This window comes from Pseudomonas sp. P5_A2_2, from assembly GCF_054177685.1.
The window spans coordinates 1-11,774 of sequence record NZ_JBGCUL010000070.1; the positions used below are offsets into that span (position 1 = coordinate 1).

The window sequence follows — 11,774 nt, forward strand, 5'->3', positions numbered from 1 at the left end:
CTTCTGCTGCGGGTAAACCACCGTCACATCGAGAATCGCATCCAGCTGTTCGCCCATCGCCGCCAGTACAAACGCCACGCCGCCAGCCTTGGGCTTGAGCAGGTGGTTGAACGGTGATAGCTGTTGAGCGCGTTTGGCCGACGTGAACCGCGTGCCTTCCAGATAATTGACCACGGTTACCGGTTGGCGCTTGAACAGCTCGCAGGCCTGTTTGGTGATCTCCAGATCCTTGCCCGCCAGTTCCGGGTGTTTGGCCAGGAACGCCTTGCTGTAGCGCTTCATGAACGGGTAATCCAGCGCCCACCACGCCAGGCCCAGGAAGGGCACCCAGATCAGTTCTTTCTTGAGGAAGAATTTGAAGAATGGCGTGCGCCGGTTCAGCGTCTGGATCAGCGCCGGGATGTCGACCCAGGATTGATGGTTGCTGATCACCAGGTACGAGGTATCACGGCGCAGATCGTCACCGCCACGGATGTTCCATTGGGTGGGGATGCACAGGCGGAAGATCAGCTTGTCGATCTCGGACCAGGTCTCGGCGATCCACATCACCACCCATGAGGCGTAATCGCGAAAACRGCCGGGCAGGACCAGCTTGAGCAGGGCAAACACCAGCAGTGGCCCGATCAGGATCAGGGTGTTGAGCACAAGCAGCAGGGTCACGAAACAGCCGGTGAGCAGGCGGCGCATAAGTCACTCGTGGAGGCGGTTGGGCGCGCAATGATAAGCAGCTTCGGACGACAGGCCAAATCGGCGGTGACGAATGTTTCACTTTCGGGTCGGTAACCTTGTGGGAACGATCAAGCGAACGACGGTCTAAAATCCGACTGCTTACTCTCATGGAAACCCATCACGTGAAATCCCTTCTTGCAGTGCTCTCTCTCATCGCCCTGCCGGTCATGGCCGCCGAGCCGACCCTGTACGGGCGTTACGAATACATTGCCCTGCCGGAAATCGGCGGGAAGGTCCTCAAGGCGAAGATGGACACCGGCGCCCTGACCGCGTCGCTGTCGGCCAAAGACATCGAAACTTTCAAGCGTGACGGCGAAGATTGGGTGCGTTTCCGCCTCGGCACCAAGGATGCGGGCAATCAGGTCTACGAACACAAGATAGCGCGCATCAGCAAGATTAAGACCCGTTCCGAAGAGGAGGAAGATGACAGCGAAGTAGTCGCTCCCACGAAGCGTCCAGTGGTCGATCTGGAGCTGTGCCTGGGTAACGTCAAGCGCACGGTTGAGGTCAATCTGACTGATCGCAGTAGTTTTAATTATCCGTTGCTGATTGGGGCGAAGGCGTTGCGTGAGTTTGGGGCAGCGGTGAATCCAGCGAGAAGATTTACAGCGGATAAACCGGATTGTTGAATGATGGGAGCCAAGAGGTCTATTGCTGATGCTCCCACAKGCGATGCGCCGGATTAAAACGGCGCTTCATGTGAGTGAAGTCGAATGGCACTTTGTTTGTTTTGGATGGCTTTTATACGTACAGAGCTATAGGCAGGTTCTTTTATAATAATTTGCACATGATTTTTTAGTGCGGAGTTAAGTTCAGTGTTGACGCTGTAGTCACGACCTGGCTTAAGAGTTTCAAAGTTCCTCGTGTAAGCGCCGAATATTTTTGGTGAACTGGATTCTGCTCGTTTCGAAACTGTAGCCCATCCTACAGCTGATTCGTAGTCTGGGGTTACGTAGAAACCCCGCCCACTATCGGTGCCATTTCGTGAGCCCATATATTTGGCACTTAAACCTGTTGCCAAACTTTTTGTGTGTTCTTCTGTTGAGCCGTGATAGCCAATCAGGTCATATTTTTGAGTGTTATTAATAATGGCGTCATTAATTTTTCGCTCATTGGCCGCTAACGAGTCGAATGTGTCGGAGTGTCTTCTTTTTGTCAGGGCTTGACTATTTTTCGGTGAGGCTGTTGTAGAAGATTTCATCAGTGGTTTAGATGTAGTGGCACCTCTTGCTCTTTGAAACCCTAGATTTACGGGTCTCGGTGGAGGTGGCGGTGCTAATCTCGAAAGTGCTGAAATTGTATGCCCCGTCGGATCACTGTGGTTAATCGAATTTCCCGCGCAATACCCATAAGCATTCAGCCCCCCGGCCCCAAACGGACTCCAACTATCCGGACTGTTAAACCGCATCAGTACCGGATTGAACTGCCGATACCCATTCCCCAAATGATAATGCCCGGTCACCGGATCCGGCCGTTCGCCGTTAAAACCGAGCAGACTGAGCAACCCGTTTTCTCGTGGACGATGGCCGTAGGGTGAGTAGGAGAGGGCATTGAGTTGAGTCGCGTCCAGCGCATTCAATACCGAACGTTGTTGGTCGGTGGTCAGCAACGTGGCAGCGACCTTGCCGCCCTCGCGCTGCTGCTGCGCCAACAGTTGGTCGTCGTGCTGCACGACAGTGCGCTGCACTGTGCCTTGTATTTCGGAGGACAGGCGGGTCTTGCAGTAAAAGCGCTGGATGGTGGAATGTTCAAGGGAGGTGCTATCGACCAGGCGATCGAGTGGGTCGTAGTGGTAGCGACTCAAGACGGTTTCGCGGGTAGGGGTAGGCATTGACTGAGTTCCTTGCAAGGTCCAAAAGCCGAGCGTTCAGCTTCGTTCCTTTTTCAGTCGTTGCCTACTATCAGAACTGTTAGGGGTTTGCCCTTTCTGCAAGCCCTCAAGAATCTCAAGCGAACACAAGGCGTGCATGTTTCACGGATCAAAAGTAGGAGTGAGCCTGCTCGCGATGAGGCAAGTACAGCTAGCTAAAACTTCCTCTCTGGACATCGTTCCCAGAGTCAAACTTCTCTCCCGTTGTTGACCCAGACAGGGTTCTTCTCTCGTCGGAAAGTAAGTTTTCCTACAGGAAAAACTGGCCTCCTACAGCGCTAATCCCTTCCTTTTGCAGGACGTTTCCTAGATTATTTCGCACGCTTGCGCCGACCGATTTCCGTGCCTAGTCTTCGTCCGTCACTGCTCATCAGTGATCGGGTTTAGTCGCCCGGCTATCACTTGGCGTACAGCGCTACCTCTCTGTTCAGGTGTTTTTTATCGCCTGAAATCTATGGTGGCTGTGCGCAGGGCACCTTCGGGTGCGCCGGGTTCCAGGTGACCGGTCGACTAACCTGTGCGCAGCCGCCACCCCTCTCGTTTAGTCGCGAAATCGGTTGGCTCCTACTATCACCTTGGAGTTTTACCAATGAAAAAGCCAGTCCCCGATCCACCCTCCAATGCAACCAGAAACGACGATCTGCTCAGAGACMGCTCAGCACTCTACCGGGCAATCGACTTCTACCTGACCGGCGAACAGCCGTCRGCACCGGATGAGCTCCGGTTTTACAACGTCAGTGATGACGTGAGTTTCGAAGACAGCCAACTCTATGTCGCCGACCTGCTGCGCTGTGCCTCTGTCACTGCCTATCAGTGCGGTGACCACCTGAAAGGCGCAGACAGGACCATGGTCTTTTCCGTGTGGCATTTGCTGGAGATCGCCAAGGCCATGGTTGATCGGTCGATTGATTGTTTGGGGATGAAGCAGGCTCAGGAATGATTGAGGTAGTCGGTCGTTGTTGATATTGCTATCGCGAGCAGGCTCAGTCCCACAGGGGAGTTGAGCCGAGAAGAAATAATACTGGAGAAATGTTCGCAAAAAACGAAGCGGGACAGATTTTTGGGTTAACACCTGCCCGCTTGTTTTATGTTTTTATTTAAATAAATCTGTCACCTTAGTTGGGGTCACCTTAGTTAGGTCGCCTTAGTTAGTTGCAGCCAGCTCAAGGCATGTTTTTATTCTTCAATTTGTCCTTTCGCCTCGAATATTCGCTGCATTTTCGAACTGCAAGCTGCCTCTAGGTGACGATGAGGGGGCTACTAAAGAGCCTGCTTGATTGGTGCTACGGCGAACAGTTGAAGTGAGCTGAGGCAAACTGCCCCTTCTCATGGCCTCATCATAGGTGGGGGGGAGTGAAAAGTTGGAAGAAGTAGAGGAGGTGCGAGGTAAACTGTGCATCTCTATGTCCGCACTCACTATGACAGGTCGTGAAAGGTTTTGGTGGCCAGCAGGAAGTAGATCATCGTATGAAGGAGGAGGGCGGTTCCCTATAATGCGTGTGACACGAGAATTAATTTTCTTATAGAATGTCGCCCCGGCAAACAAAGCTGTACCTGCCGCCATAATGCCCAATCCAATATATTCGGTAGTATCATTGTCAAGCATCGTCCCCACTAGAGAGATCCCGCCGCCCGCTGCACTAAGACCCAACCCTATTATCTTTAGAACACCTACGCCAAAGTGTCCTGTCGGGTCGCTCCGATTTATTGGATCTGCGCCACAGTACATATAGGCATTGAGTCCACCCTCCCCGAACGGACTCCAGGTGTCCGGGCTGTTAAACYGCTTCAACACTGGATTGAACTGCCGATACCCACTTCCCAAATGATAATGTCCGGTCACCGGATCCGGTCGTTCGCCGGTGAATCCGAGCAAGCTGAGCAATCCACTTTCTGGTGTTCGATGGCCATAGGGCTCGTAGGCGAGGGGATGAGGCTGGTTTGCATTGAGCGCGTTCAATATTGAACGTTGTTGATCAGTCGCCAGCAGCGTGGTGATCACCTTGCCACCCTCGCCCTGCAGTTGCGCCAGCAGCTGGTCGTCATGCTGCATGATGCTGCGTTGTACATCGCCTTGAATTTCAGTACTCAGGCGAGTCCCACAGTTAAAACGCTTGATGGTGGGTTGTAGAAAAGGTGCGCTATCGACCAGCCGATCAATCGGATCGTAGTGGTAGCGAGCCAGGAGGCGTTGATGGGTAGAGGTAGGCATTGACTGAAGCTCCGTGCAAAGGACGAAAAAGCCGAACCTTTAGCATCAATCCTTTCCCAGCCATTGCCTACCTATCAGAACTGCTAGGGTTTTGCCCTTTCTGAAGTCAAACCTTCGGCATCGTCGCCAGCATCGACGCTCGCTGGCTCACCTCGAAATACCAGCCCGCCAGCTTTGGATTCGCTTCGCGCCACTCCAGATTCGGGTGGCGCAGATCCAGATAACCCAGCGCACAGGCCACGCTGATCGCGGCCACATCAAAATGGCTGGTGAGTTCGGCGATGGCGTCTGCTTCCAGCACAGCCAACGCCCGGCGGATCTTTTCGCGTTGGCCGTCCAGCCATTCGTCCCAGTGTTTTTCCGGGGCGCGCAGTGCAACTTCGTAGCGCACCAGCACGGCGGCGTCCATGATCCCGTCGGCCAGCGAAGCGAGGGTCAGACGGCGCCAGCGGGCCGAGCCTTCGCGGGGGATCAGCGGATTGCCGACGTGCTGCTGATCGAGGTAGTCGAGGATGACCCGGCTGTCATGGATGACATTGCCATCGGCCAGGCGCAGGGCGGGGATTTTGCCCAGGGGGTTGTCATCGATCAGTGCAAGGTCCGGGGCGACGGGCGTCAGTACGCAATTTTGCAGCGCCACGCGATTCTGTTGACCGGTTTCGTGGAGCAACACCATGACTTTGCGAACGAAGGGAGAGAGCGGGTTGTGGTACAGGGTCATGCTCGGGGCGGACATGGCAGCGTCTCGATCGGTGGCAGTGTCGGGCAGCATAGCGCGTTGGAGCGATAGCTCAAGATGGCAAACACCCTTGTAGGAGCGAGCAAGCTCGCTCCCACAGGGATCAGCGGCGTTGCAGGAGGCCGCGCAGGGCTAGCACAGCCGTGATGCCCAAGCCCAACCAGCTCAACGAATCCCACACACCATCCCCGAGCAACGCGGCAAACAACCCTGTCGCGCTGAGCACCGCGATGACGGTCGGAATGGCAAATACCTTCCAGAAGTTCGACTGCCGGGGCTTCATGCCATGCTCTCCGCTTTTTCCAGCACCGGCCTGGCAGCCTTGCGCCGCACCACCCACAGGTAGACCCCGCTGCCGAGCACGATGATGGTCAGCACATCCAGGGTCGCCCAGAGGATCTTCATCGGCATGCCGCCGTAGTCACCGAAGTGCAGCGGCTGCGACATGCCCATGGCGTCCATGTACCACGGTCGTTCGGCCACGGCGGTGACTTGCAGGGTGCTGGCGTCGATCAGTACCGGCGTCAGCAGGTGCGAAGTCAGGTGCGTGCTGCCTTTCATGAACACCGCGTAATGGTGCTCGCTGGAAAAGCGCGTGCCTGGGAAAGCGATGAAGTCCGGCTGCATGCCCGGCGCGACATCCTTGGCGATGTCGAGCAAACGGGTCGCGGGCGCGAGTTGCGTCAGTGGTGGTGCATCGCGGTACGGCGCGACCATCGCGCTCAGGCTGTCGTTGCGCCAGGCGGCGATGATCAGGTCGGCGCAGGCACTGATCACGCCAGTCACGCCGACCACCAGGGTCCAGGTCAACGTCACCACACCGATCAGGTTATGCAGGTCGAGCCAGCGCAGGCGTGTGGACTTGTCCTGGCGCACGGTGGCGAACTTCAAGCGGCGCATGAACGGCAAGTACAGCACCGTGCCGGAAACGATCGCCACCACGAACAGAATCCCCATGAACGCCAGCAGCAACTTGCCCGGCAAGCCGGCAAACATGTCCACGTGCAGGCGCAGCATGGTCATCGTGAAACCGCCGTTGGCCGATGGCGTCTCCAGCGCTTCGCCGGTACGGGCGTCGAGCATGAAGGTGTGGGACGAGTTCGGCTCGGTGCCTGCGGTCGCGGCCATGATGGTCAGCACCGCGTTGGGCTCATCATCCTCGAAGCCGAAATACTGCAGGACTTCGCCAGGGCGATGCTTCTCGGCGGCCTGCACCAACTGCTGCAAATTCAGGTGCGGGGTATCCGCCGGCATTTCCTTCACTTCAGGCGCATCGCCCAGCAAGTGGTCGATCTCGTGGTGAAAGATCAACGGCAGGCCGGTCAGTGCCAGCAGCAACAGGAACACCGTACAAATCAGGCTGGTCCAGGTGTGGATCGCGGACCAGCGGCGAATTGTTTTACTTTTCATTTCATAGCCTTCAGAAAAACCAGAACCGTCCACGAAGGACGGCCTGGTCATTGGGCGTGTCAGCTCAATGCGTTACCACTTGTAGGTTGCACTCGCGACGACACTGCGCTGGTCGCCGTAGTAGCAGTAGAAGCTGTCGCAAGTCGAGATGTAGTCCTTGTCGAACAGGTTGGTCGCGTTAACGGCCAGCGAAGCGCCTTTGAGGCTGTTGTCGAGGCGACCGAGGTCGTAGTGAACCACCGCGTCGAACACCGTGTAGGCACCGGCCTTGCCCAGCCAGGTGTTGGCCTGGTCGCCGTAGGTGTTGCCGGTGTAGCGCGCGCCGGCGCCGATGCCGAGGCCATCCAGCACGCCGTTGTGCCAGCTGTAGTCGCCCCACACCGACGCTTGCTGGTTAGGCATCAGTTGCAGGCGATTGCCCTTGTAGATGCCCTCTTGCACTTCGGATTTAGCCAGGGTGTAGGCCGCGGTGACCTTGAGGTTTTCGGTCACGTCGGAAACGGCTTCCAGCTCCAGGCCTTTGACTTTCACTTCGCCGGTCTGGCTGGTGACCGTCACGTTGCCCACGTTGTTGGTAACGGAAACATTTTTCTGGGTCAGGTCATACACAGCCGCCGTCAGCAGGGTGTTGCTGCCCGGTGGCTGGTACTTGATCCCCAGTTCCCATTGCTTGCCTTCAGTCGGCTTGAACGACTCGGTCGGCGAGGCGACGGCATTGCTGGTCGGCTGGAACGATTCGGCGTAGGACAGGTAGGGCACGAAGCCCGAGTCGAACACATAGCTGATCGCCGCGTTGCCGCTGAAGTTCTTGTCGCGTTCGGTGTTGGTGGCATCGCCCTTGTTGAAGAACGTGGTACCGGTGTGGACCCAGTCTTCACGACCACCGAGGGTCAGGCGCCATTGGCCGAGGGCCATCTGGTCCTGGAGGTACAGGCCGGTCTGCTGGGTCTTCTGCTCGTAGTCGTAGAACGCCGTGGAGCGTGCCGGACGTTCAATCGGCAAGCCATAGATCGGGTCGTTGACGTTGATGCCCGGCGCGGTGCCGAAGATCGAGAGGTAGTTGGTGGTGTTGCGCTGGTGGTCCAGGCCGATCAGCAAGGTGTGACTGACATCGCCGGTGATGAAGTCGCCCTGGAAGTTGTTGTCCACGGCGAATTGGGCGATGTCTTCGTCGACATTGGTGGTGCCACGGCCGGTGTTGCCTTGATCGTCGACGACAAACCCGAACTCGGCAAAGTCAGGGTTGTAGCTGTTGACGGTCACTGCCTGGAACGACAGCTCCGACTTGGTGTAGCGCAGGTTCTGCCGGAACTGCCAGACATCGTTCAGGCGGTGTTCGAAGGCATAACCCAGCGCGTAGTAGGTGCGGTCGTAGAAGTCGTAGTTCGGATCACCCAGGTTCTTGTGGTGGGAGATCTCGCCGAACGGCATGTCGATCTTGGTGCCCTGGATCGGATAGAACTGACTGGTGATACCAGTATCGTCACGAGTGAACTGCGTGAGCAGGGTGAATTTGGTGTCTTCGTCGATGTTCCAGGTCAGGCTTGGCGCAATGTTGTAGCGCTTGTCATCGATGTGGTCGATGGGCGTGCCGCCGTCGCGCAGCACGCCGCTGAGGCTGTACAGGAACTGGCCTTCGTCGTCGATCTTGCCGGTGCTGGCGAAGTTGATCTGGCGATGATTGTCACTGCCGTATTGCACTTGGATCTCGCTGCTGGCTTCGGCGCTTGGGCGACGGCTGACCATGTCCAGCAGGCCGCCCGGCGGGGTCTGGCCGTACACCGAGGAGGCCGGTCCGCGCAGCAGCGCCAGGCGGTCGAGGTTCCAGGTTTCCTGTTTAGGGTTGGAGTACACACCTTTTGGCAGTGGCAGGCCGTCGAGGAATTGAGTCGGCTCGAAACCCCGCACACGCAACCAGTCGGAACGGGTGTCGCTGCCGAAGCTGCTGGCGGTGATGCCCGGCAAGTAGCGCACGGCATCATCGAGGGTGTGCACGTTGCGGTCGTCCATCTGCTCACGAGTGACGACCGAGATCGAACGCGGCGCCTCGACCAGCGCAGTGTCGGTCTTGGTGCCGGCGGCGGTGCGCTTGGCCAGGTAGCCCTGTGCCGGGCCCCAGGCGCTTTCAGTGTCTTGCACACCGATCACGCTGGTGGCCGGCAGGTCCATCACACCCTCGGGCACGGCCACCAGGGTGTAGGTGCCCGCACTGCCCTGCTCCAGTTGCAGGCCGGTGCCACGCAGGGCTTCGCGAAGGGCGCTGGCTGCGTCGAACTGGCCTTTGACTGGCGCCGAGGTCTTGCCCGCCGCCAGGRATGGATTCAACGACAGGGCCAAACCCGCCTGGCTGGCGATCTGGTTCAGGGTATTGGTCAACGGCGCGGCCGGCAGGTTGTAGGCGCGGACGCTGGACGCCTGTTCAGCGGCGATCAATTGGCTGCTGGCCAAAGGGGTGCAAAGGGCAATGGCGACCGCCAGCAAACTGCGGCGCAACAGGGAGTCTAGCGAACGAGGCATACAGCGGCTCCTGAATGGAAATATTTCTCAATTGCCTGTGTGCCGAATGAAAATCAAAAAGTGATAGGGCTGGATGAAAATAATTTCGATTCAGAAGTCGGTTGCGGCTGGTATTGGGTCAAACCGGTTTTTGCGGGGAGTCGAGCGCCGCCATCGCGAGCAAGCTCGCTCCCACATTTTGAAATGCATTCCAGTGTGGGAGCGAGCTTGCTCGCGATGACGGTTGATCAGACACAAAGCTTTTCAGGGCTTGGCATTGGCCTTGGCCACCACCTTCACCCACCATTGCGTGTGCTGTTCGATCTGCACCGGCAGGGTTGGCAGCAGGGCATTGAGTGCCAGGTCGGTGTTGCGCAGCGGGAAGCTGCCGGTGATGCGCAGGTCGGCCACTTCCCGTGCGACGCCGACGTAACCGGTTCGATAGCGGCCGATTTCATGCACCAGGTCTTCCAGCCGTGTGTTGTCCACCACCAGCATGCCGCGGGTCCAGGCATCCGCGCCGAGGTTGACGGCCAGCACCGGGCCCAGGCCATTGTTGCGGATCAACACTTGCTGGCCTTCGCGCAGAATCTGTTCGTCCGGGGTGGATTCAGGGTGAACTGCCACCGCAGACTGCAATACGCTCAGGCGCGTTCCGTCTTCCTCACGCTTGACCAGAAACCGCGTACCCAGCGCACGCATGCTGCCTTCACGAGTTTCGACGATGAACGGCCGGGGATCGCCATGGCCGGTTTCCACCAGGATTTCGCCCTCCTGAAGCACGATGCGCCGCTGTTTTTCATCGAAGCGCACATCCAGGGCACTGTGGGTATTGAGATTGATCAGCGTGCCGTCAGCCAGACGCAGGGTGCGCTGCTCGCCAACGGCGGTGCGCTGGTCGGCCAGCCAATAGTCGATCGGCAGGTAACGATCCCAGGCGAACAGGGCCAGGCCGATCACAGTAACGATACTGGCTACACCGCTACTCAGCTTGCGCACTCGCCGACGAATGCCTTCGCGCGATTGCAGCAGGGCCGTGCGGGCCGGGCCACTGGCCACGCTGAAACGTTGGTCGAGCATGCCCAGCTGGCGCCAGGCGCGGGCGTGCTCTTCGTGGGCCGCGTGCCACTTGGCGAACTCTTCGCGCTCTACCGGGTTGGCACAATCCATGGACAACTGCCAGGCAATCGCCGCGTCCAGCACGTTGGCCGATACCGGTTTGGAACTGAGCGGATTCACGTCGGCTCACCATACAACGCGATGTAGCACTGGCGAATGCCTTGGGCCAGGTACTGGCGCACCCGCGGCACCGACACCCCCAGGCGCTCRGCGATGTCTGCGTGGCCGAGGCCGTCGAGACGGTTGTAGAGGAACGCCGCCCGGGCCTTGCTGGAAAGCTTGCCGAGTAAACGATCGATATTTTTCAGGTCTTCGAGAATCATTTGCTGTTCTTCAGCCGACGGTTGTTCGGCCTCGGGAATCAGCATCAACTCGGTGAGGTAAGCCTGTTCCAGCGCGGCGCGGCGGAAATAATCGAACAGCAGGCCCTTGGCGATCGCCACCAGGAATGCCCGGGGCTCGTGCGGGACCTTCAGTTCCTCACGGCCCAGCAAGCGCACGAACGTGTCCTGGCTCAGGTCCTCGGCCCGCTGCGGGCAGGCGATGTTGCGTCGAAGCCAGGCCAATAGCCAACCGCGATGGTCGCGATACAACGCACCGACGAGCTCATTTTGAGGGCTTGGGACTGACGACACGCCGCACACCGATTGGGAAATATTAACTAACGAGAATTGTTCGCGATTGTCTCAGAGGCGAGGGAGGTAAGCAATTGGCGTTGGTCGGATGGGAATTAGGCGACGGCCCCTGTAGGAGCGAGCCTGCTCGCGAAAATCGTCAACGATGACACGGTTTTCTGGAAAGACCGAGGTGTCAGGTGATTTTTCGCGAGCAGGCTCGCTCCTACAGTGATTGCGTATAGGTCAGAAGGACGGCGCCTGCTGCCGGCGCTTCCACTGATTCAAGCGCTGTTGCAGATTCAACGGGCTATGAATCTGCTGCTGTCGCGCACGGCTGAACAGGATCAGCATCAGTTCGGCGGTGGCCAGGGCGTCGGCGCTGGCGTGGTGGCGCTCGAAGACTTCGAGCTTGAACCAGTCGATCCAATCGTCCAGCCCGGCCTCGCGAATGTGCGCCTGGGGGCATAGCAGCGGCGCAATGTCCGCCACATCCAGAAACGGATGCTGCAATTTGAAACCCAGGTGATCTTTCAATGCACGGCCGAGCATGTGCTGGTCAAACGGCGCGTGGAAGGCCAGCAC

Annotated in this window: 12 protein-coding genes; 2 read left to right on the plus strand and 10 right to left on the minus strand. The window is 58.0% G+C overall.

Annotation, left to right across the window (positions count from 1 at the left end):
* The coding region (locus ACXRVY_RS08255; protein WP_458237230.1) for an acyltransferase at positions 1-687 on the minus strand (687 nt) is incomplete at its 3' end.
* 164 nt (positions 688-851) lie between these two features.
* Between ACXRVY_RS08255 and rloA2 the strand changes: the two genes are divergently transcribed.
* The gene (rloA2, locus tag ACXRVY_RS08260) at positions 852-1,358 is read left to right on the plus strand and encodes a retropepsin-like aspartic peptidase RloA2 (RefSeq protein WP_223457005.1); all 507 of its coding nucleotides are present in this window, start codon (positions 852-854) and stop codon (positions 1,356-1,358) included.
* Between the two features lie 53 nt (positions 1,359-1,411).
* On the opposite strand, the gene ACXRVY_RS08265 is transcribed toward rloA2, so the two are convergent.
* The gene (locus tag ACXRVY_RS08265; protein ID WP_223456842.1) at positions 1,412-2,560 is read right to left on the minus strand and encodes an RHS repeat-associated core domain-containing protein; all 1,149 of its coding nucleotides are present in this window, start codon (positions 2,558-2,560) and stop codon (positions 1,412-1,414) included.
* Between the two features lie 628 nt (positions 2,561-3,188).
* On the opposite strand from ACXRVY_RS08265, the gene ACXRVY_RS08270 reads away from it, so the two are divergent.
* Complete coding sequence (locus ACXRVY_RS08270) at positions 3,189-3,539, plus strand: DUF6124 family protein (protein WP_458237231.1); 351 nt, start codon at positions 3,189-3,191, stop codon at positions 3,537-3,539.
* A 243-nt stretch (positions 3,540-3,782) separates the two neighbouring features.
* Here the strand turns inward: ACXRVY_RS08270 and ACXRVY_RS08275 are convergent, their stop codons facing one another.
* The 8 genes from ACXRVY_RS08275 to ACXRVY_RS08310 form a co-directional block, all read right to left on the minus strand.
* Positions 3,783-4,811, minus strand: a complete 1,029-nt coding sequence (locus ACXRVY_RS08275; RefSeq protein ID WP_458237232.1) for an RHS repeat-associated core domain-containing protein — start codon at positions 4,809-4,811, stop codon at positions 3,783-3,785.
* 106 nt (positions 4,812-4,917) lie between these two features.
* Positions 4,918-5,547, minus strand: a complete 630-nt coding sequence (locus ACXRVY_RS08280; protein WP_223456848.1) for a glutathione S-transferase — start codon at positions 5,545-5,547, stop codon at positions 4,918-4,920.
* Between the two features lie 106 nt (positions 5,548-5,653).
* Positions 5,654-5,833 carry a hypothetical protein gene (locus tag ACXRVY_RS08285; protein ID WP_223456850.1) on the minus strand — a complete coding sequence of 60 codons (180 nt, stop codon included), beginning with the start codon at positions 5,831-5,833 and terminating at the stop codon, positions 5,654-5,656.
* The gene (locus ACXRVY_RS08290) at positions 5,830-6,960 is read right to left on the minus strand and encodes a PepSY-associated TM helix domain-containing protein (protein ID WP_223456852.1); all 1,131 of its coding nucleotides are present in this window, start codon (positions 6,958-6,960) and stop codon (positions 5,830-5,832) included. Before ACXRVY_RS08290 ends, ACXRVY_RS08285 begins: the two co-directional genes overlap by 4 nt.
* Positions 6,961-7,032: 72 nt before the next feature.
* Positions 7,033-9,477, minus strand: coding sequence for a TonB-dependent siderophore receptor (locus tag ACXRVY_RS08295; protein ID WP_458237233.1), 2,445 nt, complete (start codon positions 9,475-9,477; stop codon positions 7,033-7,035).
* A gap of 243 nt (positions 9,478-9,720) precedes the next feature.
* Positions 9,721-10,695, minus strand: a complete 975-nt coding sequence (locus ACXRVY_RS08300; protein WP_223456855.1) for a FecR domain-containing protein — start codon at positions 10,693-10,695, stop codon at positions 9,721-9,723.
* On the minus strand, positions 10,692-11,210 hold the full coding sequence (locus tag ACXRVY_RS08305) for an RNA polymerase sigma factor (RefSeq protein WP_223456856.1): 519 nt from the start codon (positions 11,208-11,210) through the stop codon (positions 10,692-10,694). Before ACXRVY_RS08305 ends, ACXRVY_RS08300 begins: the two co-directional genes overlap by 4 nt.
* 225 nt (positions 11,211-11,435) lie before the next feature.
* Positions 11,436-11,774: 3'-5' exonuclease (locus ACXRVY_RS08310; protein ID WP_458237234.1), on the minus strand; the 339-nt coding region annotated here is incomplete at its 5' end.